The sequence below is a fragment of the Seohaeicola nanhaiensis genome (assembly GCF_042654245.1).
GTDB lineage: Bacteria > Pseudomonadota > Alphaproteobacteria > Rhodobacterales > Rhodobacteraceae > Seohaeicola_A > Seohaeicola_A nanhaiensis.
In genome coordinates, this window is sequence record NZ_JBHSGI010000002.1 from 153,697 (window position 1) to 176,712 (window position 23,016).

Here is a 23,016-nt window from a genome sequence, read left to right on the forward strand (position 1 = left end):
TCCCTTTGCGTGCGCCCCGGCGCCGGTGTAGGGGAGCGCGCATGAGCACCAACCCGCCCGACCTGCGCCCCGACCTGGCCCCCCGGGCCCGCCTCGGTGATGTCCCCCGCCCCGGCCAGCCGACCATCGGCATGGTCTCGCTCGGCTGTCCCAAGGCGCTGGTCGACAGCGAACGCATCCTCACCCGGCTGAGGGCCGAGGGATATGGCATTTCTCCCGACTATGCCGGTGCGGATGCCGTCATTGTCAACACCTGCGGTTTTCTCGACAGCGCCAAGGCGGAAAGCCTCGAGGCCATCGGCGAGGCGCTCAAAGAGAACGGGCGCGTCATCGTGACCGGCTGCCTCGGCGCGGAACCCGACTATATCACCGGCGCGCATCCCAAGGTGCTGGCCGTGACCGGTCCGCACCAGTACGAACAGGTGCTGGATGCCGTCCACACCGCCGTGCCGCCCGACCCCGATCCCTTCATCGACCTGCTGCCCGCCGCGGGTATCCGTCTCACCCCCCGGCATTTCAGCTACCTGAAGATCTCCGAGGGCTGCAACCACAAGTGCAAGTTCTGCATCATCCCCGACATGCGCGGAAGGCTGGTGTCCCGTCCCGCCAACGCCGTGCTGCGCGAGGCGGAGAAACTTGTGGATAACGGCGTGCGCGAGCTGCTGGTCATCTCACAGGATACAAGTGCTTACGGGCTGGACCTCAGGCATGGGACGAGCCTGTGGAAAGATGCCGACGTGCGCGCCCATATCACCGATCTCACACGCGAACTGGGCCGGCTCGGCGCCTGGGTGCGGCTGCACTACGTCTATCCCTACCCGCACGTCCGCGACCTGATCCCGCTGATGGCCGATCCCGAAAACGGCGTCCTGCCCTATCTCGACATCCCCTTCCAGCACGCTCACCCGGACGTGCTGAAACGCATGGCGCGCCCAGCTGCCGCGGCGAAGACGCTGGACGAGATCGCCGCCTGGCGCGCGGCCTGCCCCGACATCACCCTGCGCTCGACCTTCATCGTCGGCTATCCCGGCGAAACCGAATCCGAATTCCAGACGCTGCTCGACTGGCTCGACGAGGCCCAGCTCGACCGGGTCGGATGCTTCAAATACGAAAACGTGGCCGGCGCGCGTTCCAACGCCCTGCCCGACCACGTGCCCGAAGAGGTCAAGCAGGACCGCTGGGACCGCTTCATGGAAAAATCCCAGGCCATCTCCGAGGCCAAGCTGGCCGCAAAGGTCGGCCGGACGCTCCAGGTCATCGTGGACGAGGTGGACGAAGATGCCGCCACCTGCCGCACCTGGGCCGACGCGCCGGAAATCGACGGCAATCTCTTCATCGACGAGGGCTTCGAATCGCTCAAGGCCGGCGATGTGGTCACCGTGACGGTGGACGAGGCCGGGGAATACGACCTCTGGGGCCGTCTGGCCTAGCGCCCGAAGGCTGAATTCGGCGTCCAGCTCCGCTTGCCGTCGGCCGGTCCCCACTTCATGTTCAGACAGGCAGTGCCCTGCTTCTGGAAGTAGAGAATGTCGACCGGATACCACCCCGCCACCGGCACCTCCACCGGCACCACCGTTGTGCCCTCACAGGCCTGAATGCCGTCGTAGAACCCGACCTGCTGGCCGCCGATCCGGGCGTCGATCCCGTCGTTCACCACGAATTCGATATCGTAGGCGCCCGGCGCGTCGAACCGGACAAAGCCGGTGATTCGCGCCGCGACATTCATCGCCTGCCGCGAGGTGAGCGTCACCTCGCCCTCGGTCGTGTCCGCGTAATCCAGCCCGCGCAACGGCTTGCCGTCGCGCACCGCGCCGCGCAGCGCAGTGGCGGCTTCGGCCAGAGAATGGATCTTCTGCTCGGGATAGGCATAAGCGACCGAAAGCCCCGGTCCGGGCGCGGCCGGCTGCGGTTCGGCCGGTTTCAGTTTGACCGGCCCGGCCAGCGCCGGACCGCAGAGCAGAAGGGAAAGAACGGCGGCGGCAACATGGCGCATGGGAAACACCTTGGGCAACGGAACTGCCCGCCAGCTAGAGGCCGCAACGCGAACCTGTCAAGCGCCCCGATCGGCCAGCCGGGTCATCAGTTCCCGGTTGCGGCAATATCCCGGAGTCGCCGTCAGCTTCGGCTTATCAGCCAGCATATGCGCGCAGTGCTCGGGGTTGGTGCAGCCGACGCACCGCAGCACCGCGTCGGAAATCTCGTCCATGTCCAGCTCGCCCCGCAGCGCGGCTTCTTCCAGATCGATGCCCAGCGCTCCGGCCATCGAATCGACCAGGATCGCGTGGCGGCGAAGATCAACAGTATCCGTCATGGCACCTGCCCCTCCCGTCATCGGCTTACGGTGCCATACTGACGGAAACGCCCCCGCGGTCGTTGATGCAGATCAACCGCTCAGTTCAGGCCCAGCGTGGCACTGGTGCGACGGACGGTTGCGATCCGGTCGCCATTCGGCGGGTGGGTGCCAAGAAACCGGTTCCCCGGATCGGGAATGCGGGAAAAGAACCCAGCCCCGACCAGCGGATCGAACCCTGCGCGCCAGGCGATGATCGTGCCCAGCTCGTCGGCCTCCAGCTCGAAATCCTTGGAATAGGTGCGCGCGCCCACCACCGCGCCCAGCTTCTGCGCGGTTTCCACCTCGGTCGTCCCAAGCCCGTTCAGCGAGGCCAGTCCGCCAAAGACCACCGCCGCCGTCTCGGCGTTGCGGCGCTGACGCGTCAGGTGATCGCGGATATGGTGCGCGGCCTCGTGGCTCATCACAAAGGCCAGCTCGTCGGCATTGCCCGCGTCGCGGATCAGCGCCTGGGTGAAGGTGATCACGGGCCGGCCCGCCCCATCAATGCTCTGATAGGCATTCGACGGAAGCGCGGAATCGCTGGCGACGACAATCTGGAAATCGCAGCGCCGGCCGGGCGTGCGCCGGCGGCATTCCGATTCGGCCACCGGCTCGACCGCTGCCACCACGCGATTGAAGGTGGCCATCGCCTCATCGGGCGACATGCGGGCGCCTGGCGCCAGGAACACGGGCGACGCCGTCGTCGCGGGCGGTTGCGGAACGTCACAGGCGGCCGTCATCAGCAGGGCGCAGGCAGCCAGGGCGGCCGAGAGATGTCGCATCACAGTCATGCACCCTGTCTAGCACAGGATTTGCGCGCTTCCAGAGGGTCAAGTTGCTTGCATAAACACCTCCACGCGATCACTCTGCCCCCATGTTCACCATCGAGCACGATTTCGACGCCACCGTGATCACCCTTGTCGACGAGGGATCGTCCCCACTGCAGGAAGACGTGGTCATTCAAAGCTTTGCCGAATGCATCACGGTCGAGCAATTCGACCCGCGCACCAATCAGGTCATGCGGATCACCCTGTCGCCCGAACAGGCGCGCGATCTCGGAGCGGCGCTCAACCTGCCCGAGGGCGTCTACCGGCTGGCGCCCGCGCCGTCCAAATAGACGAAGACCTTGTTGCGCGCGGTCTGGCCGCGCACCAGCGTCAGATGCGACGGGGCCACGCCCATCGCCGCCGCCAGCAGGGCCTGCACCGCCGCATTGGCCTTGCCGTCCTCCGGCGGCACGGTGACATAGGCGCGCAAGCCCCCGCTCTCCTCGACCAGACGCGCCCGCGCCGCGCGCGGCGTGGCCTTCACGGCGATCTCGGCACCGGGCACGGCAAGGCGGGTCAGGTCAGGAATGTCGCGCGGTTTGGCCATGTCGGCACTTTGCCCCGCAGGCAGGGCGCGCGCCATGGGCTTTTGCAGGGGATCGCCGTGAAAGTCGCGCCGTCCCTTTGCACATACCGGGTTCGCGCACAACCGGGCGCGCCGCATCGGCTTGACACAGGCGCCCGCCCACCCGACATGAGACTGGCAATTTACAGGACCAAGACATGCCCCAGCCGAACCCTGCCGCCCTCGACTTTCTGCTGACCCGCCGGTCGCGCCCCGCCAAGACGCTTGTATTGCCGGTCCCTGATCGCGCCGAAGTGGAAATGCTGCTGACCGCTGCGGCGCGCGTGCCCGATCATGGCAAGCTGGAACCCTGGCGGTTCATCGTGATCCAGGGCGCAGCGATGGCCCGCCTCGCCGATCTGGCCGAGGCGCGGGGAGCCGAGCTTGGCAAGTCGCCCGAAGACATCGGCAAGGGCCGCAGCCAGTACGATCAGGGCCATCTCGCCGTCGTGGTGGTGGAAAAGCCGGTCGCCTCCGAGAAAATCCCGCCGCTGGAACAGACCTATTCCGCCGGCGCGGTCTGCCTGTCGCTGGTCAATGCCGCGCTCGCCTCCGGCTGGGGCGCCTGCTGGCTCAGCGGCTGGCCCGCTCATGACGCTGCATTCTGCGAACGGGGCTTCGGCCTGGCGCCGGGCGAACGGGTCGCGGGGATCGTGCATATCGGTACCGAAGGGTCTGTCCCACCCGAGCGCCCTCGCCCGGACATCTCGGCCCTGACGCGCTGGGTGGCCGAGTGATCCTGCGTTCGTTTCTGCTGGCACTCGGCCAGATCGGCGATCCCAAATTCCGAAAGGTGCTGGCACTCGGCGTGCTGCTCAGCTTCGCGCTGCTGGTCGCCGCCTATGCCCTGTTGCTCTGGGGCATCCAGGCCATGACCGGCGAAACCGTGTCGATCCCGTTGATCGGCGAAGTGCGCTGGCTCGACGATCTGCTCGGCTTTGCCTCCTTCATCTTCATGATGGTGCTCAGCTTCTTCCTGATGGTTCCGGTCGCATCAGCCATCACGTCGATGTTCCTCGACGACGTGGCCCAGGCGGTCGAGGAGGAACACTACCCCCTTCTGCCGCCCGCCCCGAAGGTCCCTTTCGGCGACGCCCTGCGCGACACCATCAACTATCTCGGCGTTCTGATCGGCGCCAATGCAATCGCCTTCGTCATCGCAGCCGTCGCCTTTCTTGCCTTTCCCCCGGCCTGGCCGCTGATCTTCTACGGCCTCAACGGCTTCCTGCTCGGGCGCGAATACTTCACCCTTGCCGCCATGCGCCGGATCGGCCGCGAGCGCGCCATCGCCCTGCGCCAGCGGCATCGCGGCACCATATGGCTGGCCGGCGTCCTGATGGCCCTGCCGCTGTCGATCCCGCTGGTCGGCCTGGTGATCCCGATCCTCGGCGCGGCGACCTTCACCCACATCTTCCACGCCCTGAACGACACGCGCCGTGGCTGAACCTCAGCCCTCCGACACCACCTCGAAGCCCCCGAAAATCATCCGCTTGCCGTCAAAGGGCGCCGGCTGCATCATCTCGGCCAGCTTCGGGTCGGCCTCGAAAGCCGCCCAGCCGGCATCCCGCACCGCCTTGGACGGCCAGAGCATCCAGGAAAAGCATACCGTCTCGTCGGGTCCGCATTTCACCGCCATCGGAAACGAGGTCAGCTTGCCCTCCGGCACCGTCTCGCCCCAGCAATCGACCACCTGAAGCGCGCCCAGCTTGCGGAAAAGCGGCGTCAGCTTCTTCGAAAAGGCGATGAACTCGTCCTTCCTGTCATTCGCGACCGCCGTCACCACGCCATCGACATAAGTCATGCCGTTCCTCCCTTCCCCTCATGCGCCGCACGCACGGCGGCAAGATCCAGCCGGATCATCTTCAGCATCGCCTGATAGGCCCGCTGGTTCGCCTCGGCATCCGCCGAGAACATCAGCTTCTGAAATCCCTGCGGAATGATCTGCCACGATACACCCCAGCGGTCGGTGATCCAGCCGCACTGAACCTCCTTGCCGTCATTCTCGAGGATCGCCTGCCACAGCCGGTCGGTCTCGACCTGGTCGGGCGCCTCCAGCACCACCGAGGCGGCATAGGTATGTGCAACCGAGCTGCCGCCGTTCAGCGCGGAAAACGGCACCCCTCCGAGGGTGAAGTGCACCAGCACCGCCGGCGCCTCCGCCGCCGGGCGCATCACCTCTTCCACAGCGCTGCCCGGCACCAGCGAGGTATAGAACCGCGCGGCCTCCTCTGCCTCGCTCTCATACCACAGGCAGGTCCGCACCGGGATCATGACGGGTTCTCCGGAACCGCTGCCGGATCGAACCAGAACGGCTCCCAGACATGCCCGTCGGGATCGCAGAAGCTGCGTCCGTACATGAAACCGTGCTCCTCGGCGGCGCGGAACACCGACCCGCCCGCCGCCACCGCCGCCTCGACCATCGCATCGACCGCCGCCCGGCTGTCCAGCTGCAACGCGGTCATGACCTCGGTCGTCCGCGTTGCGTCGGCGATCTCGCGCGGGGTGAACCCCTTGAACTTGCCCGGTTGCAGCATCATCACGAAACAGCTGTCGCTGATCCGCATGGCAATCGACTCGGCATCGCTGAAATTGTCGTTGAACGCAAAGCCCAGCGCCGTAAAGAACGACCGCGAGCGCTTCACGTCGGCAACGCAGAGGTTGATATATGTATTCACGTCCGGATTCCCTGTTCTCTCCTCTTTCGGGGACAAGCGTGATTGACAAATACGTTGAAGTCAACTTAAATTGACCCCATGAGAAAAGACCTGCCGATCGACGTCACCCACGAAGTTCGCGACAGCTGCCTTTGTCTGCATCTGCAACGCGCGGCCCGCGTCGTCGGCCGCTGTTTTGACGATGCGCTGCGCCCGCTTGGGCTGACCCACGGACAGTTCTCCCTGCTGATCTCTCTCAACCGGCCCGAGCCGCCGCGGATCGGCGATGTCGCCAGCCTGCTCGGCATGGACCGCACGACGCTGACCGCCAACCTCAAGCCGCTGGAACGGCGCGGCCTGCTCACCGTCAACCCCGACTCCGCGGACCGGCGCAGCCGCCGGCTCGCGCTGACACCCGCGGCCGAAGAGCTTCTGGTGCAGGCGCTGCCGATCTGGCGCAAGACCCTCGCACAGCTGCCGCCGCTCGCGCAGTTCGGCGACCTTGCGCGGCTGGCCGGCCTCACGGCAGAAACCGCTGGAACTCCGGCCCCCGAGGCGGGATAAGACCCTGCCTGCACCCCTGGGTGCCGTTCACGGAGACCGACCGCGTGAGCCAGAGCGTCGCAGCTGCCGCCCCCCGATCCGGCCGCCCCGCCAAAGGCGGCGGGCGGCTTCTGGCCGTGCTGGCCTGGACGGTCGCCGCCGCGTGCCTGCTGCCGATGTTGGCGGTGACGCTGGCCGCGCTCACCGGCGGCACCGGGACGGTGTCTCAGTTGATCGATACGGTGCTGCCCCGTTATGCCGCCACGACGCTCGCGCTGGCCGTGATGGTGGCCTGCGGCACCTTCACGCTGGGGGTCGGCGCCGCCTGGCTGGTCACGATGACCCGCTTCCCCGGCGTCCGCCTGTTCGAGATCGCGCTCGTCCTTCCCCTCGCCTTCCCGGCCTATGTGCTGGCCTATGCCTATACCTATATCCTCGACCATCCCGGCATCGTGCAATCGACGCTGCGGCAGATCACCGGCTGGGGCGCGCGCGATTACTGGTTCCCCGAGGTTCGCTCGCTGCCCGGGGCCGCGCTGATGCTGGTCCTGGTGCTCTATCCCTATGTCTACCTGCTGGCCCGCGCGGCCTTCCTGCAGCAAAGCTCGGCCGCCTTCCTCGCGGCCCGCACGCTGGGCCATTCGACCTGGAGCGCCTTCTGGCGGGTCAGCCTGCCGATGGCGCGGCCCGCCATCGCCGGCGGGGTGCTGCTGACGGTGATGGAGACCATCGCCGACTACGGCACCGTGGCGCATTTCAGCGTGCAGACCTTCGCCACGGGCATCTACACCAGCTGGTTCACCCTCGCCGACCGCTCGGCGGCGGCACAGCTGGCACTCTGCCTGCTGGTCTTCGCGCTGATGCTGGCGGTCGCCGAACGGATGCAGCGGGGCCGCGCGCAGTATCACCACACCGGCAAGGCCCATGTCCGCATGCCCCCCGAACCGCTCTCGGGCTGGCGCGCCGGACTGGCCGTGACTCTTTGCGTCGTGCCAGTCACGCTAGGCTTCGTCCTGCCCGTCATCGTTCTCTTTGCAATGGGGATCGGCTCGGAACAGGATCTGTTCAGCCGCCGCTATATCGCTTTCACGAGCAATTCCCTGACGCTCGCCGGAATAGCCGCGCTGGTTACGCTTGCCGCCGCCATCGCGGTCGGGTTCTTTCAGCGCAGCCGGCCGGGCCGCGGCGCTGCCTTCGCCGGCCATGTCGCGCGCCTGGGCTATGCGGTTCCGGGCGGGGTGATCGCCGTTGGCCTGCTGGTGCCCTTCGCCGCCTTCGACAACCGCCTCGACGCCTGGATGCGGTCGACCTTCGACGTCTCGACCGGCCTGCTGGTCACCGGGTCGATCTGGCTGCTGGTCGCAGCCTATATGGTGCGCTTCCTCGCTGCGGCGCTCGGCGCCTATGAGGGCGGGCAGGCGACGGTGCACGCCAACATGGACGCGGCGGCGCGATCCCTCGGCAAGGGGCCCCTCGGCACTCTGGCCCGCGTCCACCTTCCGATCCTGACGCCCAGCCTGCTGACCGCCCTTCTGATCGTCTTCGTCGACGTGATGAAGGAACTGCCGGCCACCCTGATCATGCGGCCGTTCAACTTCGACACGCTGGCGGTGCAGGCCCATCGCCTCGCCGCCGACGAACGGCTCGACGGCGCAGCGGTACCCTCGCTGGTGATCGTCGCCGTCGGCCTGCTGCCGGTGATCCTGATCTGCCGTCAGGTCGGACGCAACCGCTAGGCATGCCTCCGGTCCGAGGCTCATAGCTCACCCGGACTCCTGTCTGGCGAACGCGCCCCAAAACGTCACTCGCCAAAAAACGATCAAAAACAGAGAGTTGACCCCCCGTCCCAGCTGGGACGCCTTGCCGCGACCCTTCAGCCCCGCCTTTCCCGCTTGTCCGCATCGAGCTTCAGCCGGGTGGTGAAGGCCACCGAGATGTGATCCTGCAGCGCCTTTTCCGCCGCCCCCGCATCCCGCGCCGCAATCGCCTCGACAATCGCCTTGTGCTCCGCCTGCGCCCGCGCACCCCGCCCCTCGGCCGCCAGCGAGGTCGTCGCCATCAGCGCCATCGACCGGTGCACCAGGTCCAGTTGCTGCACCAGATACCGGTTGTGCGAGGCAAGGTGGATCTGCTTGTGAAACCGCCGGTTCGCCCGCGCCAGCGCCCGCGGGTCGTCGATCAGAGCGTCATCCGCCTGCACCATCCCGCGCAGCACCTCGATCTCCTCGGCATTGGCATGCTGCGCCGCCAGCCGCGCCGCCAGCCCCTCCAGCTCGCGCCGCACCACATAAAGCTCGCCCATCTGGTTGTGGTCGAGCGAAGCCACGATCAGCGACCGCCCGTCCCGCGCCAGCAGCGACTGCGTCTCGAGCCGTTGCAGGGCCTCCCGCACCGGGGTGCGCGACATGCCGAAGCGGTCGGCCAGCTCGCTCTCCACCAGCCGGTCGCCAGGCCGGTAGGTGCCGGAATCGATGGCCTCCAGGATCAGACTGTAGGCATCGGTCGGCGAAGGTTTCGTCTGGGTCATGCCGGCCTCGTGTTGGTCTCTGCCGACCTGTCTACAGCGCCGTGCCCGCCAATCAACCCCGCGATTGCCAGAGCAGCACCACCTCCTGGCTTCTCTGGTTCCCCAAATACCTCCGCCGGAGGCAGCCGCCGCCAGGCGGCTTCGCGCCCGAAGGGCGCTGTAGCAATAGGGGATTGCAGCCCCGGCCTGCTCCGGGTGACAAGACGGCCGCGGCCGCGCGACAGGAGAATGCAATGGTCAAGGATGTCTTCAGCCACGTGCGGACCTGGGTCTTCGATCTCGACAACACCCTCTACCCACCCCGGATGCGCCTGTTCGACCAGATCGAGGTGCGCATGACCCGTTTCGTGATGGAGGCCCTCGGGGTGGAGCGCGCCGAGGCCGACAGCCTGCGCAAGCACTACTGGGCAACCTACGGCACCACGCTCGCCGGACTGATGCGCGAACATGACGTCGATCCCGGCCCCTACCTGACCAGCGTGCATGACATCGACTTCGGCGGGCTTGACCCCGACCCCGTGCTCGCCGATCGGATCCGCGCCCTGCCGGGGCGGCGGATCGTCTATACCAACGGCACCGCACCCTATGCCGAGCAGGTGCTGGCCCATCGCGGCCTGAGCGGTCTGTTCGACGCGGTCTACGGCGTCGAACACGCGGGGTTCCTGCCAAAACCAGAACGCGCCGCCTTCGAGGCGGTCTTCGCAGCCGACGGCACCGACACCGCCCTCGCCGCGATGTTCGAGGACGACGTGCGCAACCTCGCAGCTCCGCATGCCATGGGAATGCGCACGGTTCTGGTCACGCCCGAGCCCAATCCGGCCCCGCATGTGCACCACCACACCGACGACCTGACCGGCTTCCTCGCAACCGTGATCTGACGCGACGGTTTAGCGAGCCAGCGCCGTCACCTCCCGCCGGAACGGCAGCGCATCGCCGATCTCCGGCTCATCCAGCTCGCGCGCATAGCGGTGACCGGCGAAGGTTGCCCACGCGATGGGTCCTGGCGCATTGGCATCCCCGATCACCTTCACCGAACGTATCCCGGCATCCGCCCAATCCGCCTTCCGGGCGAGCAGATCGCGGTGCAATGCGCCATTCGCCTGTTGCGAGGTGACCAGCAGCACCGCATCGCAGGGCAGCACCTCGCGCGCGTCGGTATAGGTACAGTTCGTTTCCACCCCATCTGCGCGCAGCCTCGTGACTCCCCGGTTCAGCACGATCTTCACCCCGGCCTGCGCCAGCCGCACATGCACCGCTGCCTGCTCCAGCGTATTGCGCGACCAATCCGAGACATAGGGCGCCGGCGTCACCAGAGTGACGTCGCAGCTCTCGCGCGCCAGCAGTTCCGCCAGGACGCCACCCATGTAATAGTGGTCGTCGTCATAGACGACCACCCGACCCGAGGGATGCCGGCGCTCCATGATGTCATCGGGGGTAAAGACCGGCATCGCGGGGTCCATCCGCATCGGCACGACGTGCTGCCGCGCGACGCCGTCGGCGCGCCAGCTGGCCCCGGTGGCGATGCAGACATGCTCGAACCCGAACTCCAGGATCTCGCCGGCATCGAGCTCCGACACCAGGTAGGTTTCGACATTCGGCCGCTGCGACAGCTGATACTGACGATAGTCGACGACCCGGCCCCAGGCGGACAGCCCCGGCAACCAGCGCTCCCGAGTCACGCGGCCGCCGATCTGCTCGCGTGCCTCGGCGATGGCGACATCGTATCCGCGCAGCGAGAGCCCCCGCGCTGCCTCGAGTCCCGCCGGGCCCGAGCCGACGATCAGCACGCTGGAACTCGGCCCCTTGGCGTTCATCCGTTCCGGGTGCCAGCCGCGCCGCCATTCTTCCATCCAGGTCGGGTTCTGGGTGCAGCGGCCCATGCCTTGCGTCATGTCGCCGGTGATACAGACGTTGCAGCCGATGCATTCGCGAATGTCCTCGATCCGCCCCTCCTCGATCTTCTTCGGAAGGAAGGGGTCGGCGATGGAAGGCCGCGCGCAGCCGATGAAATCAAGCCGCCCCTGCCGGATCATGCGCACCATCACATCGGGGCTGGTGAAGCGGCCGACACCGACGACCGGTTTCGACGTCAGGTCGCGTATGCCCTGCACCAGCGGTTCCTGCGCGGCCTCCTCCTTGAAACGCGAGGGGCCCGAGCAATCCTCCCAGGTTCCCTGTGCCAGATCCCAGAGATCGGGCAGATCGCCATGCATCTCGATGAAATCCCGCACCTCGGCATTGGAAAAACCAAGCTCACCGATGGTTTCGTCCAGCGACAGGCGCAGGGTCAGCGCCATGGTCTCGCCCACCGCATCGCGCATGTCGGAAATCACCTCGCGCACGAAACGCGCGCGGTTCTCCAGGCTTCCGCCGTATTCGTCGCTGCGCTGATTGGTGGCGCGGCTCAGGAAGTGCTGGAAGATGCCAAAGCCATGCGCGCCGTAGAGACAGATCAGGTCGAACCCCGCGGTGCGCGACCGTTTCGCGGCGTTGATGAACCAGCGCCGCAGGTTGCGGATGTCCTCCTTGTCCATCGCCCGTGCCGTCACCGGATCGTTGGTAAAGGTCCGGATCGGCAGCGCAGAGGGTGCCAGCGGCACCTCCTTGGTATAGAGGTTCGGCCCGTTGATCCCGGAATAGGCCAGCTGGATGCCTGCCAGGGCGCCGTGGCTTTTCATCCGGTCTGCCATGCGGGCCAGTGCCGGAATGTCCTGGTCCTCCCACAGCCGCAGCTCGATGAAGGGCGTGATTTCCGAGGAATGGTGCATCTCGGTCTGCTCGGTGAAGATCACGCCCCAGCCGCCTTCGGCCTTGGCCGCGCGCATCTCGGCCACAGCAGAGGGATCGCGATAGCCGCCGCCGTTGCAGTGGGGCACCTGGTAGAAACGGTTCTTCGCGGTCAGCGGGCCGATCTTCATCGGTTCGAACAGGATATCGTATCGAGGATCGCGCAAGGCTCGGCTCCGTTCTGGCAGGGGCTGTCGGATCAATGGGAGAAGGTGGTGGACGCGCCGGCCTGCATCTTCATGCCAGGCGCCCCGTCGGTGGTGATCTGTTCGCGGCAATGGTCTATGAAGGCCCGCAGGGTCAGCACGTTCTCTGCGCCTTCCGTCATCAGCAGGCCCAGCACCATCGGCCGCACCGGGCCTTTCAGCGGCACGAAGCGCAGGCGGCGGCCATCGGGCGCCAGATCGTTCAGCAGACGCACATTGGCAATGGCATAGCCAAAGCCGTTGCCGACCAGGCTGCGCATCACCGCCATGTCCCGCGTTCGTTCGGCGATATTTGGCCGCAGGCCGGCTGCCTTGAAGAACGACAGGAAGTAGTCAGCGCTCATCGGCAGGTCGAGCAGGACCATCGGCTCGTCCTGCAGGTCCTCGACCGAAACCTCCGACTGCCGCGCCAGCGGATGTCCCTCGGCCAGCATGGCATAGGGCGCAAGTTCCACCAGCGGCACAAATCGCAGATCGGCAGGAATTTCCAGATCGTAGGTCAGAGCGATGTCCAACTCGCCCCGGCGCAGCCCTTCGAAGATCTGCTGCTGGTCTCGTTCGCTCTGGCTGACGCGCACCTCCGGATAGCGCGTTTCGAACTGGCGGCGCAGGTGGGGCACGATCAACTGGGCGAAGGTCAACAGGCAGCCAAGCCGTAGCGGTCCTTGCACCTCGCCCGAAAGCGCGCCGGCCAGACGGTTCAGACGGTCGGCCTCGGTCAGCACATGCCGCGCATGGTCCAGGAACTGCCGGCCGGCCTGCGTCAGCGACAGGCCCTGCGCATGTTTGCGCACAAACAGCTGCAGACCGAATTCATCCTCCAGCTGGCCGATGGCGGCCGAGATCGACGGCGACGAGACGCGGATCTTTTCGGCGGCAAGGGCAATCGACCCCGCCTCGCCCACGGCGACGAAATATTCAAGCTGGCGCAGGGTGAAACGCAGGGGCATGGAAGAGTATTCGCGCCGCGGCCGGGCCGTGGCAACCCGGCTCATTCGTCCCCCGGCACGCCGTAGGACGGGGCCGCGCGCGGATCGAGCGCGCGTTGCACATAGGCCTCGAGCTGCGGCTTGTAGATCTCCCAGGCGGTGGCGACGGCCTCGATGGGACAGTCCTCGGTCCAGTCGCAGCGGAGGTCGGCGACCGGCCAGGCGACCTTGTCGACGAGCTTCATGCCCGCCGAATGCACTGGCCCGGCCTCGCCGCCGGCAGCCAGCCCCGCCCGCATTGCGGCGATCAGACGGTCGCCCAGATGCCCCTCCGCGCCAAGGTAGGCATCGACTATGGCCTGCGGCACGCCATCATTGGCCAGCAAGTTCCCGCCAGACGCGACGTTTTCCGCCTGCGCCTGTGTCCAGATGCCCAGACTGTTGGGCCCAGAATGGATCGCCGTGCGCCCGGCCCCGTCCACCGCCAGAACCTGACGGTATTCGATGAACCTGCCGCGCTTCTGCACCTCGGCGATGGCTTCGGGCGCGCTCATCCCGGCTTCCATCAGGTCGAGTGCCAGCGGGCCCAGCGTCGGATCGGTCACGTTCTGCGAGGCCACCGCCCCGACGCCGGCGCGCGCATAGGAACAGCGCGCCGCAACGGCCGGGGAGGACGACGAGATCGCCACCCCGAACATCCCGGTCCTGGCGCAGCGGGCGACAAGCGAGAAGGTCATCGCCTCAGTCCGGAATGACGGCGGTGCCGTCGATTTCGACAAGCCAGTCGGGGCGCGCCAGCGCGCTCACCACAAGCCCGGTGGACACCGGATGCACACCCTTCAGATACTCGCCCATCGTCCGGTAGACCGCCTCGCGGTGGCGCACATCGGTGATATAGACGACCACCTTCACCAGATGCTCCATCTTGCCGCCGCATTCCTCGATCAGCTGCTGGATGTTCTGCATCACCTTGTGGGTCTGCTCGACCGGATCGTGGCTCTCGATGTTCTTGGCCGTGTCAAGATCCTGCGGGCACTGGCCGCGCAGCCAGATGGTGCGCCCGCCCTGCGTGACCACCGCCTGCGCCAGATCGTTGTCGAGCTTCTGCTCGGGGTAGGTGTCCTTGGTGTTGAACTTGCGATGGCGATAATGGGCCAATTCGGTCTCCGTGTTGAAGGGTCAGGCGGTCTGCCGGCTCGAACGGGCCGGGCCGACATAGTCGCGATAGCTGCGCTGGATGGCGATCTGGTCGGCCACATGACGCGCATCATGCCAGACGCCCCAGATGAAGGTCGACCCCCGGCGCGATTGCCAGGGCAGCCCGAGGAAGTAGACGCCCGGCTCGGTCGACACCCCGCGCTGATGGCGGGGTTCGCCCTTCTCGTCAAAGGCATCGACCTTCATCCAGCTGTAATCACGGCGGTATCCGGTGGCCCAGATGATGGTGGTGATCCCCGCCTCGGCCAAGTCCAGAAACGCCAGAGGGTTCGTCACGCACTCGGGATCGGCGGCAAAGATGCGGGCCTCGGGCTCTTCCGGCAGATCGGCACCGTTGCGCGCGACCCAGGCGTCGGCGGCATCGAGTACCGAGAGATAATTCGCGTCCCCCTGCGCGATGTTCCGCGCAAGGTCATCCGAGAAGGTCAGCACACCGTCCTCGCAGGCGGTGGTGCGGCCGACCAGAGTAATCCCCTGCCGCGCGAGGTCGCGGAAATCGACCGTATGCCCGCCGTCGGCGCCGCTCACCGCGATGGTGACATGTTCCGTGCCGGGCCGCGGCGCCGGGATATCCCACAGGCCAAGCACGCCCAGCCACCAGCAATAGTCGCGCCCGCGATAGACCCGCGGCGGCCGGTCATGCGGACCGACCGACAGATAGACCCGACGCCCGGCGCGCACCAGTTCCTCGGCAATCTGCACGCCCGAGGAGCCCGCTCCCACCACCAGCACCGCGCCATCCGCCAGCTGGCCGGGATTGCGGTAGTCGATCGAGTGCATCTGGGTCAGTCCGGGCCGTTCCGGCACGAGGTCCGGCATCACCGGAATCTGGAAAGCGCCAGTAGCGGCAACGATGTTGTCGCATTCGATCACGCCCTGCGAGGTCTCGACAATAAAGCCGGGTGTGTCGCGGTTACGCTCGGCCTTCAGAACCTCGACGCCACAGCGGATCGGCGCCTCGAACTTCTCGGCATATTGTTCGAAATAACGCGCCACCCGATCCTTCGCAGGGAAGGATTCCGGGTCGGCATCATCGAACCCCAGACCTGGAAACCGGTCATGCCAGGCGGGCCCGTTCACCACCAGCGAATCCCAGCGCCCGGTGCGCCATCGCTCTGCGATCCGATCCTTCTCCAGAACCAGATGCGCGATGCCGTTGCGGCTCAGGTGTTCGCTCATCGCGACGCCGGCCTGCCCGGCCCCCACGACGAGGGTGTCTATCTTCTCGGTCGTCAATTTCAGGTCCTCACTTGGCGCGCGCCTGCGAGACACGCGCGTTCAGATACTGGGCGAAATCGTAGTTCGGCCGCTCCAGATGGCTCAGATGCCCCGGCGCGCTGAGCTGCGCGCAGAGGCCTCGATAGACCTTCTCGGTACAGCCCCGATCCTCGACATTCACCGCGTCGAGCAGGGTTTTGAGCGCAGCGAAATTGGCCTGCGCGTCAGGATCGTCCTTGTAGTCGTCCGACATGCCGCCGCCGAAACGGATATGTACCTGCCCCGGACCCTTGGGGTGCAGCGAGAGATACCAGAAGTATCCCGGGGTCAGGGTAATCAGCAGGCTCGGGTAAAGCGCCAAGAGAAACGTCGTGCGCCGTTCGTCGCCCTCCAGCCGCGTGTTCTTCGGATGCGCCATCGCGATGCGCAGCGAATCGTCCTTCAGGATGGTGTGCCAGTTGAACGCCTCGCGCCCGGGCGGGCAGACCATCTCCTCCAGCTTGGACAGTCCGCCGATGGTGCCCGCATGACAGACCGGCAGGTGGTAGCTCTCCATGAAATTCTCGGCCAGCACCTTCCAGTTTGTGTCCCAGACATGCTCTTCGAAGAAGGTCTCGGTATAGTTCAGCATGTCATAGCCCGCGACCATTGCCTCCACGTCCTTCAGACGGTCGGCGACCGGCGCGGCCTCGGGGTCGAGCGTGACGAAGACCCAGCCCAGCCATTCCTCGCAGCGAATCTGCGGAAGGCAGTACTCGCCCCGCTGAAATCCCTCGTTCAGCGTCATGGCCGGCGCACCGCGCAGGGTCCCGTCCAGATTGTAGGTCCAGGCGTGATAGGGGCAGACGATCGCCCTTGCGCTGCCGCGCCCCTCGAGCAGGGTCGACATCCGGTGCAGGCAGACGTTGGACATGGCGCGCAGCGCACCGTCCTGCCCGCGCACCACGACCAGCGGCTGCCCTGCAAGCTCGGCGGTCACATAGTCGCCCGGCTGCGCCAGCGCGCCAGCACGGCCAATGCAATACCATTCCTTGCGGAAGATCTCTGACAGTTCCGCGTCCAGGAAGGCCTGCGAGGTATAGACCGAGGGCGGCATCGCTCGCGCCTGCACAAAGGGCAGCGCCGCATTGGCCGCCAGCGCGGCAATCGGATCGGTCTCGGTAAGGTCCCGCGCCATCAGGTGCTCCTCTATCGTTCTTCCCGTTGCGTGCACAGCCTGCCGCGGATAGGTTCGGATCCCGCCCGGCCTGCCGCCTGACAATCCGTCATCCCGAGCTTAGGAACAAGAATCCTTTCCGTTACCTTTGATTAGAAAAAATCTAATCAACGGTCTCCACCTGCGCCCCGGTTTTCTTTCCGCAAAGTTCCGCAAGAGAACCTCGAAAATAGCGCAGTTTTCCTCTTGCGCAGCCCGCGCCGTCTTATTAAACACCCGACACCACGCGTGGCCCGTTCGTCTATCGGTTAGGACGTCAGGTTTTCAACCTGAAAAGAGGGGTTCGACTCCCCTACGGGCTGCCACTACAAAATTTTCCATAGCGTTATCAGTCCCTTAAGTCCCGAAATTGTCCCACCGTCGAACACAGGGGCCAAAAGTGGGACACTTTTGTTCTACGTCTGTCCGTCCGTCATCTTCTTCAGTGCCGCTTCAGCACGGACCCGCTGACTGGCGGCTTTGGTGTAGCGCGTCACCTCTTTGGAGGTCTGGTGGCCGGTGATGGCCATGATCTCGAACTCGCTGCACCCTCGCTCCGCCAGCCGTGCCGCAGCCGCCTTGCGCAGCCCATGGACGGAGCAATGGGGCAGTCCGGCCTTGTCGCACCACTCGCGGAATCGGTTGCCAAAGCCGTTGTTGGTGAAGGCTCTCCCCTGCTCCGACACAAGGAAGGTCAAGTCGCCGGTCTTACTGGCGTCCAGAATGGATTGCAGTTCAGCGACAACCGGGATTTCGAGTCGCACAGGGTTCCGGTTGCGCCCCTTGTATTGGGTGAAGGTCAGCCACCCGTCGCGCAGGTGCTGTCGCCCGAACTGAATCACGTCAGAGCGGCGCTGGCCGGTGTAGAGGGCTAGCGCGAGGGCGAGGCGCGGCGTCGTGCCAATCGGGTGCGTCTCTTCGTATTTTTCGATCTCTGCCAAGGTCCACGAATGGTAGCCCGAAGACTTGGACTTCAGCAGCTCCACAGTCGTGGCCGGGTTCGCGTCATGATGGTCATAACGGATGCCGAACCGAAAGAGCTGGCGCAGCGCCTTTACCATGCTGTTGGCAGCCTCAGGAGTAGCCATCATCTCATCGCGCCGTTTGCGGATGTGCTTGGGCAGCATGAGCGCATAGGGCTTGTCGCCGTTGCCCTTGTGGGTGGCAAATCGTTCGAGGACGCTGCGTCGGGTCTTCTGTGTCTTGGGGTCCAGCTCTGCCCACATGGACGATTTGTAGTATTGGGCGCAGAGCCACTTGAACGATCCTGCCTTGGTGCTGCCCGGACTGGCAGCGCGCGGCGCACGGGGCGTCTTGGGGTTCGCAGCAGCCTTGTAGTCGGCCAGAAACTCGGGTGATCCGGCGGGGCCGCGCAGGCGCACCTTCCGCCCTTCGCGGCGGTAGTAGAGCCGGACGTTGCCGTGCCGGTCGGTGTCCTCCACCACATACTTCAATCGCATTTTCATGGAATCCTCGGGCATCTATTCGTCCCAAGGATTGTGGTCCGACTCGTCGCCACCGGGCAAGAGGTCAAAGAATCGGTCCAGAGCGCGCACGTCCCAGACGCGCCGCCCGTCGATTTTCTTGGGCTTGGGCATCCGCCCATCGGAAACCATACAGTCGAATTTGGACGGACCGATGCCGATGTATTCCGCCGCTTCCACGCGCGACAGCCCCCGCCGCGTCGGCGGCGGGAGCGGTGCGTTCTGAAGGGCAGCGGAGGTCATCGGGTCAGTCCAGCCGGACGTTCACGGTGCCGCTGGGGTTGCCTGCGGCGGTGACGGCCAGCCCGATCCGGGGATTGCTGCCGGTGTCGTCGTCGGTCGTGACCAGCCCGGCGGAGTCGTCCCAATAGACGACAGCGCCAAGGGTCATCACATCGGTGCTGACCTTGGGCATGGTGAAGACGCCCTTGGTCGTGATGACCAGCTTGTCGCCGATGCCAGCGTCTCCGCTGGCGATGCCGAAGAGGCTGCCCACAAGGACGCCATCTCCGGAGCTGGCGGCGGCAGTCGCGGTGAAGGTGATGGAGTCACCGGGTTGCACATAGTTGCGCATGTCATGTTCCTTTCGAGGTGGTGAAGGTGAGGACGCGGGGCTTGGCGGCCCCGCTGGCGGCGGCGATCTCGGCGTCCAGCGCGGCGAGTGCCTTGGCCATCTCGTTGTCGGACTTGAACTCCACGCGCTCGCCGTTGGCGTCGTGGAAGGCCCGCGCGCCGTTCATGCGGGCGGCGAAGAGGCCCGCCCGCATCTTGGTCAGCTCGGCGAGCGTGGCCATCACGCGCCCTCGTTCAGATAGGCCGCGCGCCAGTCGAGCCAGCCCGCGCCGAAGTCGAGCCACGCCCGGAAGCGCATCCCGAGGGTGTTCCACGCCTCGCTGCGCTGAATCTGGACGCCCTGAGCGGAGCTGAGATAGCCGTATTGCAGCGCCGCCAGACGGTTAGGATCGCTGAAGATATACCAGCTCGGGCCTTCAAGACGCGGCTCAACCAAGAGGCTGAGCTTCGTCGCATAGACGTTCACATCGTCGGTCGTCGCCGGATAGATGGACGCCAGCAGCCGTTCGGCATCGGACTCGCTGTCCGGCCCGACCAGCAGAAGTTTCGGCGACACGTTGATGATCGTCTGACCATCCAGCCCCTTGACCGTGCGCATGGACTTGCGGGCCGCGTCCAGCGCGTCCTGAACCCCGGCATCGCCCAGAGCCACGCCCGTGCCAGCGAGGTTGCCCCGGCTTGCGTCGAAGACCGGGGTCCCGTCGCTCAGGTCCGGGTTGCTGGTGATGAGGTCCACCATGATGTCGGCTTCGGTTTGCGCGGCGGCTTCGCCGAAGGCGGCGGTCATGTCGCCCAACAAGTTCAGGTCATCGTTGATGAGCAAGGTGCGGCTGACGTTGAGGCTCCGGGCGTAGGTCTTGAGGTTCATCGTCTCGCCGTTCTCGGCGCGCGATGTTGCCGTGATCTCACCGGACTCGGTCAGTTCTTCGAGCCGTCCCATCTCGCCCAAACGGATGCTGGTGGCGGACTTGAAGTTGCTCAGGCTGCGCTGGCGGCCCAGCCGCTTCAGCGGCGATGCAGCGGCCAGATAGCTGGCCAGCGCCGTCTTGTTCATGGCGTTGCTGACCAGCGTGGGGAAGTCGCTGGTGGTGTGCTCCGCCGCGCGGGTGAACACTTCGTCCGGGGTCAGGCCCCGCGTCGAGACGCCCGAACGGGTCAGGCTGTCGCGGGCCATGTCGAGGAAGGACTCGCCCATGAACTGCCGCACCTCGGGCTTCGGCTCGCCACCCGCCATGCGGATGTGCAACGCCTCTTCGCGGCGCTGGCGGATAACGCTCGGGTCATCGTTCTGCGGCGCATGGGTGCGGATGACCGGAGCGGAGCGGCGGCGATCTTCGAGTGCGTCGAAGACGGTAGCCTTGGCGGCGGTCATGTCGGCCCGCTGGTCAATGAGCTGGTCCGCCACATCCGGGGCCAGCCCGGCGGCCCGGACCAGCCCGCGAATGTCGGCCCGGCGCTGGGTTTCCAGCGCCTCGGGCGTTTGGGTTTCGAGAGTTTCGGGCATGACAGACTCCTCTTGATGCCTGAGACGGGCGGACGGGTCCGCCGGACTGGAAGTCAGAGTGACTTCACTGATGCGCCAGCCGGTCGGGGTCTTGACCCGGCCCGAAGGCGAGTTTGTCTCGGTCCAGCCCGTGACGCGGTATCCGATGGACACCCCGCTCACGGTCCCGTCTGCGATCCGCTGCAAGACCGGGGCAGCATCTTCGGCAGAGGTCAGCTCCAAGACAGCGACAACGGAGCCGCCCTCCAAGCCGATGGACCGGACCCGTCCAAGCTGATGCCGGACGGAGCTGGTATTGTGAGAGTCGAGAACCGCCACGCCCTGCGATGCGCTCAGGTCCAGCGTGTCGGCGGTCAGGACTTCGGCGAAAGGCCCCCGTGCATCGCTGCGCTGCACCGGATTGCTGGTGGCGATCACGGCGGAGACGGTTCGGGTCTGGGGGTCGAATGAGTTGGGCCGGGTCGTGGCGGCACGAGTCCAGGTATCGTCAAGCGGCATCGGGCGACTCCTCGGCGGCGGTGAACGAAAGGCCCAGCTCGGCTTCGCGGGCGCGGTCGGCGGCGATCTCCCGGTCCAGTTCGGCCACGTTCCAGCCCAAGGCGGCGACGGCCTGACGGCGGCTGGTGAGGCCCATGGCGAGGGCTTCGCGGGCCGCCGCCATGTCCTTCTGCGGGTCAACCTGCATCGGGCGCGGCGGTAGCCATTCGGCCTTCAGCGCGGCGCTGAGGTCGGGCACGTCGAGACGGCCCGCCAGATACTCGTCGGTGACGAAGCGGCGGAAGACCGGGTTCAGGAACTGCGGGACAAGGGTGTGGTAGACGTATTGCTCCACCTTGGCCCGAAAGGGCAGCAGACCGGCCCGGAGCGAACTGTAGTTGGCTTGGGTCAGGTCGCCGTCAACAAGGTGCTGAGGGACGCCCAGCCCGGCGGCAATCTGGCCCAGAGTCAGCTTGGCGAAGGCGATGGATTCCTTGGCCTGATCGGGGGTGCTGAACTTGATGTCCGTGCCGCCCGGCAGAACCCGAACCACGCCCGGTTCGAGGCTGATGTCGTCCATGCCGTCCGGGAAAGCATCGGCCACCCCGCCCATGTTCGTCTGATCGGTGACGAAGCCCGCGAACATGGCAGAGGTCTTCAGCCCCACCAGCATGGCGTCTAGGGCTTGGTCCAGTTCGTTCACGGTCAGCAAGATCGGCGCAAGCTGGGAGATGCCCCGCACCTGACCGGGGCCAAGCTGGCGATAGATGTGCAGCACGTCTTCCGCTGGGACGCGGATGGAATCTTGCGTCACCGGATAGAGGTCTGTCGGGCGCTGGGGCCGGAAGTGATAGGCGCGGCGGATTCCATTGCTGGCGAACTCAATACCGCCCACCACATAGCCGTCGCTCAGTTCGCGCGTGTCGGACTCGTCCACGAACTCCGCCGGGTATTGCCGCCAGACGGTGCCGCTTTCCCGGTGCTCCGCGACGAAGAAGGCTTCGCCGTCCACGATCTCCGCGCGCACGGCGGCGGCGGTCATGCCCCGGAAGTCGGTGCGGCCTTCAGCGTCAAGTTCGGCGGCGGAGAACGCCTTGTCGATCAGCGCAGCAATGTCCTTGTCCGGATGCGCCGAATTGGCTTCGATGCCAGCCCCCACAGCCTCGGCGACAATGGCGTCCACGGCGTTGCGGATATAGCCGTTGTTCGAGTAGCTGTGGCGCGCGCGACTGCGCACCATCGGCCCCGCCGCCAGCGTCTCCGGCCCGTGGCTGCCGAAGTGACGCGGCCCGGACGCGCCGCGCCGCCCGCCATAGGCGGCTTCGACGTGCCGGACCTGCGGCGCGGGACCGGAGTCGCGCGTCAGCAGGCGGCGGAGGTAGGTGAACGGAAAAGCCATGCTCAGGTCTTCAGTAACTCGTGGATAGCGGCGAAATGGTCGGTGAAGTCCAGAAGCAGGCGCAGCCGGTTCGGCGCGCGGCCCAGCAATGCGGCGATTGCGGCTTCATCAGTCGGGTGCTTGTCGAGCCATCCGAAAACAGCCGTCACCTGCGCGGGCACAGCGCGGCCCGGCTGATCCTGCCGGATCGTCAGCCCCCAACGTTCCCCGGCTGCCGTGCCCCGCACAGCGTCCTTCAGTCCGCCATCGGAGCGGCGCACACCGCCGCCTATCTGCGACGGTGCCCATTCGCCCTCGCACAGCATCGGCAGCGCGTCGGCGGCTTCCGTCACCTTGCGCAGCAGATGCGCGCTCATGTCGAAGGATTGCAGGTCGCAGAGAACAGCCGCGTGGAAGACTTCGATCTCAGGGAAGGCCATCTTGCCCCGCCCGTCGATTTGCTCGCCGTTGCGCAGCAGTCCGCGCTTCGAGAGATGGCGGACCCGCTCATGGGTGACACGCCAGTCCTCGCGGTCGGTCAGGCCATCGGCCTCGCACAAGATGTGGGTGATTTCGGTCGCGGTATAGAGTTTCAAAGT

28 protein-coding genes and 1 tRNA gene are annotated in these 23,016 nt (G+C 66.2%); 8 read left to right on the forward strand and 21 right to left on the reverse strand.

Going from position 1 to position 23,016, the window contains the following annotated elements:
* Positions 1-41: 41 nt before the first annotated feature.
* Complete coding sequence (gene rimO, locus ACFO5X_RS00900) at positions 42-1,430, forward strand: 30S ribosomal protein S12 methylthiotransferase RimO (RefSeq protein ID WP_380715013.1); 1,389 nt, start codon at positions 42-44, stop codon at positions 1,428-1,430.
* On the opposite strand, the gene ACFO5X_RS00905 is transcribed toward rimO, so the two are convergent.
* From ACFO5X_RS00905 to ACFO5X_RS00915, 3 genes are all read right to left on the reverse strand, one after another.
* Complete coding sequence (locus ACFO5X_RS00905) at positions 1,427-1,993, reverse strand: PA14 domain-containing protein (protein WP_380715015.1); 567 nt, start codon at positions 1,991-1,993, stop codon at positions 1,427-1,429. The genes rimO and ACFO5X_RS00905 overlap by 4 nt on opposite strands.
* A 57-nt stretch (positions 1,994-2,050) precedes the next feature.
* On the reverse strand, positions 2,051-2,311 hold the full coding sequence (locus tag ACFO5X_RS00910; protein ID WP_380715017.1) for a DUF6455 family protein: 261 nt from the start codon (positions 2,309-2,311) through the stop codon (positions 2,051-2,053).
* An 80-nt stretch (positions 2,312-2,391) separates the two neighbouring features.
* Positions 2,392-3,114 carry a M48 family metallopeptidase gene (locus tag ACFO5X_RS00915; protein ID WP_380716355.1) on the reverse strand — a complete coding sequence of 241 codons (723 nt, stop codon included), beginning with the start codon at positions 3,112-3,114 and terminating at the stop codon, positions 2,392-2,394.
* A 92-nt stretch (positions 3,115-3,206) separates the two neighbouring features.
* On the opposite strand from ACFO5X_RS00915, the gene ACFO5X_RS00920 reads away from it, so the two are divergent.
* Entirely contained in the window at positions 3,207-3,449 is a 243-nt protein-coding gene (locus ACFO5X_RS00920) for a hypothetical protein (RefSeq protein ID WP_380715018.1), read from the forward strand.
* Here the strand turns inward: ACFO5X_RS00920 and ACFO5X_RS00925 are convergent.
* Entirely contained in the window at positions 3,419-3,706 is a 288-nt protein-coding gene (locus tag ACFO5X_RS00925; RefSeq protein ID WP_417765073.1) for a DUF167 domain-containing protein, read from the reverse strand. The genes ACFO5X_RS00920 and ACFO5X_RS00925 overlap by 31 nt on opposite strands.
* Before the next feature lie 176 nt (positions 3,707-3,882).
* On the opposite strand from ACFO5X_RS00925, the gene ACFO5X_RS00930 reads away from it, so the two are divergent.
* Both ACFO5X_RS00930 and ACFO5X_RS00935 read left to right on the forward strand, forming a co-directional pair.
* Positions 3,883-4,461, forward strand: coding sequence for a nitroreductase family protein (locus ACFO5X_RS00930; protein ID WP_380715021.1), 579 nt, complete (start codon positions 3,883-3,885; stop codon positions 4,459-4,461).
* Positions 4,458-5,168 (forward strand): EI24 domain-containing protein, encoded by a 711-nt coding sequence (locus ACFO5X_RS00935; RefSeq protein WP_380715022.1) that lies wholly within the window; start codon positions 4,458-4,460, stop codon positions 5,166-5,168. Before ACFO5X_RS00930 ends, ACFO5X_RS00935 begins: the two co-directional genes overlap by 4 nt.
* Positions 5,169-5,171: 3 nt before the next feature.
* Here ACFO5X_RS00935 and ACFO5X_RS00940 read toward each other — a convergent pair whose 3' ends face one another.
* Genes ACFO5X_RS00940 through ACFO5X_RS00950 form a run of 3 tightly spaced genes read right to left on the reverse strand, consistent with a single transcriptional unit; the run spans position 5,172 to position 6,399 of the window.
* Positions 5,172-5,525 carry a DUF1428 domain-containing protein gene (locus ACFO5X_RS00940; RefSeq protein WP_380715023.1) on the reverse strand — a complete coding sequence of 118 codons (354 nt, stop codon included), beginning with the start codon at positions 5,523-5,525 and terminating at the stop codon, positions 5,172-5,174.
* Complete coding sequence (locus tag ACFO5X_RS00945) at positions 5,522-5,995, reverse strand: VOC family protein (RefSeq protein WP_380715024.1); 474 nt, start codon at positions 5,993-5,995, stop codon at positions 5,522-5,524. Before ACFO5X_RS00945 ends, ACFO5X_RS00940 begins: the two co-directional genes overlap by 4 nt.
* Positions 5,992-6,399: a VOC family protein gene (locus ACFO5X_RS00950; protein ID WP_380715026.1), complete on the reverse strand. Its 408-nt coding sequence runs from the start codon at positions 6,397-6,399 to the stop codon at positions 5,992-5,994. The genes ACFO5X_RS00945 and ACFO5X_RS00950 overlap by 4 nt, the downstream gene beginning before the upstream one ends.
* Positions 6,400-6,477: 78 nt before the next feature.
* On the opposite strand from ACFO5X_RS00950, the gene ACFO5X_RS00955 reads away from it, so the two are divergent.
* Complete coding sequence (locus tag ACFO5X_RS00955) at positions 6,478-6,942, forward strand: MarR family winged helix-turn-helix transcriptional regulator (RefSeq protein ID WP_380715028.1); 465 nt, start codon at positions 6,478-6,480, stop codon at positions 6,940-6,942.
* Between the two features lie 44 nt (positions 6,943-6,986).
* A complete protein-coding gene (locus ACFO5X_RS00960) occupies positions 6,987-8,657 on the forward strand; it encodes an ABC transporter permease (RefSeq protein WP_380715029.1) in 1,671 nt (556 codons plus the stop codon).
* Positions 8,658-8,794: 137 nt separating this feature from the next.
* On the opposite strand, the gene ACFO5X_RS00965 is transcribed toward ACFO5X_RS00960, so the two are convergent.
* Entirely contained in the window at positions 8,795-9,448 is a 654-nt protein-coding gene (locus tag ACFO5X_RS00965; RefSeq protein ID WP_380715031.1) for a GntR family transcriptional regulator, read from the reverse strand.
* A gap of 233 nt (positions 9,449-9,681) precedes the next feature.
* Here ACFO5X_RS00965 and ACFO5X_RS00970 point away from each other — a divergent pair, with 233 nt between their 5' ends.
* Positions 9,682-10,326: a pyrimidine 5'-nucleotidase gene (locus ACFO5X_RS00970; RefSeq protein WP_380715034.1), complete on the forward strand. Its 645-nt coding sequence runs from the start codon at positions 9,682-9,684 to the stop codon at positions 10,324-10,326.
* A gap of 9 nt (positions 10,327-10,335) precedes the next feature.
* Here the strand turns inward: ACFO5X_RS00970 and ACFO5X_RS00975 are convergent, their stop codons facing one another.
* Genes ACFO5X_RS00975 through ACFO5X_RS01000 form a run of 6 tightly spaced genes read right to left on the reverse strand, consistent with a single transcriptional unit; the run spans position 10,336 to position 16,983 of the window.
* Entirely contained in the window at positions 10,336-12,402 is a 2,067-nt protein-coding gene (locus ACFO5X_RS00975; RefSeq protein ID WP_380715036.1) for an oxidoreductase, read from the reverse strand.
* Between the two features lie 32 nt (positions 12,403-12,434).
* Entirely contained in the window at positions 12,435-13,391 is a 957-nt protein-coding gene (locus tag ACFO5X_RS00980; protein ID WP_380715038.1) for a LysR substrate-binding domain-containing protein, read from the reverse strand.
* A 41-nt stretch (positions 13,392-13,432) separates the two neighbouring features.
* On the reverse strand, positions 13,433-14,107 hold the full coding sequence (locus ACFO5X_RS00985) for a DUF1028 domain-containing protein (RefSeq protein WP_380715040.1): 675 nt from the start codon (positions 14,105-14,107) through the stop codon (positions 13,433-13,435).
* A gap of 4 nt (positions 14,108-14,111) precedes the next feature.
* Complete coding sequence (locus tag ACFO5X_RS00990; RefSeq protein WP_380715042.1) at positions 14,112-14,528, reverse strand: RidA family protein; 417 nt, start codon at positions 14,526-14,528, stop codon at positions 14,112-14,114.
* A 21-nt stretch (positions 14,529-14,549) separates the two neighbouring features.
* The gene (locus tag ACFO5X_RS00995) at positions 14,550-15,824 is read right to left on the reverse strand and encodes a flavin-containing monooxygenase (protein ID WP_380715043.1); all 1,275 of its coding nucleotides are present in this window, start codon (positions 15,822-15,824) and stop codon (positions 14,550-14,552) included.
* A 10-nt stretch (positions 15,825-15,834) separates the two neighbouring features.
* Positions 15,835-16,983, reverse strand: a complete 1,149-nt coding sequence (locus ACFO5X_RS01000) for an aromatic ring-hydroxylating oxygenase subunit alpha (RefSeq protein WP_380715045.1) — start codon at positions 16,981-16,983, stop codon at positions 15,835-15,837.
* Positions 16,984-17,252: 269 nt separating this feature from the next.
* Here ACFO5X_RS01000 and ACFO5X_RS01005 point away from each other — a divergent pair.
* Positions 17,253-17,327, forward strand: a tRNA-Glu gene (locus tag ACFO5X_RS01005).
* A 90-nt stretch (positions 17,328-17,417) separates the two neighbouring features.
* Here the strand turns inward: ACFO5X_RS01005 and ACFO5X_RS01010 are convergent.
* The 7 genes from ACFO5X_RS01010 to ACFO5X_RS01040 are packed head-to-tail and all read right to left on the reverse strand — an operon-like array spanning position 17,418 to position 23,013.
* A complete protein-coding gene (locus tag ACFO5X_RS01010) occupies positions 17,418-18,467 on the reverse strand; it encodes a tyrosine-type recombinase/integrase (RefSeq protein WP_380715046.1) in 1,050 nt (349 codons plus the stop codon).
* A gap of 15 nt (positions 18,468-18,482) precedes the next feature.
* A complete protein-coding gene (locus ACFO5X_RS01015) occupies positions 18,483-18,728 on the reverse strand; it encodes a helix-turn-helix transcriptional regulator (protein WP_380715048.1) in 246 nt (81 codons plus the stop codon).
* Positions 18,729-18,732: 4 nt separating this feature from the next.
* Positions 18,733-19,059, reverse strand: coding sequence for a DUF2190 family protein (locus ACFO5X_RS01020; RefSeq protein ID WP_380715049.1), 327 nt, complete (start codon positions 19,057-19,059; stop codon positions 18,733-18,735).
* Between the two features lies 1 nt (position 19,060).
* A complete protein-coding gene (locus ACFO5X_RS01025; RefSeq protein ID WP_380715051.1) occupies positions 19,061-19,279 on the reverse strand; it encodes a phage head-tail joining protein in 219 nt (72 codons plus the stop codon).
* The gene (locus ACFO5X_RS01030; RefSeq protein WP_380715053.1) at positions 19,279-21,060 is read right to left on the reverse strand and encodes a prohead protease/major capsid protein fusion protein; all 1,782 of its coding nucleotides are present in this window, start codon (positions 21,058-21,060) and stop codon (positions 19,279-19,281) included. Before ACFO5X_RS01030 ends, ACFO5X_RS01025 begins: the two co-directional genes overlap by 1 nt.
* A complete protein-coding gene (locus tag ACFO5X_RS01035; RefSeq protein WP_380715055.1) occupies positions 21,050-22,438 on the reverse strand; it encodes a phage portal protein in 1,389 nt (462 codons plus the stop codon). Before ACFO5X_RS01035 ends, ACFO5X_RS01030 begins: the two co-directional genes overlap by 11 nt.
* Before the next feature lie 2 nt (positions 22,439-22,440).
* Positions 22,441-23,013 carry a hypothetical protein gene (locus tag ACFO5X_RS01040; protein WP_380715057.1) on the reverse strand — a complete coding sequence of 191 codons (573 nt, stop codon included), beginning with the start codon at positions 23,011-23,013 and terminating at the stop codon, positions 22,441-22,443.
* Positions 23,014-23,016 lie beyond the last annotated feature (3 nt).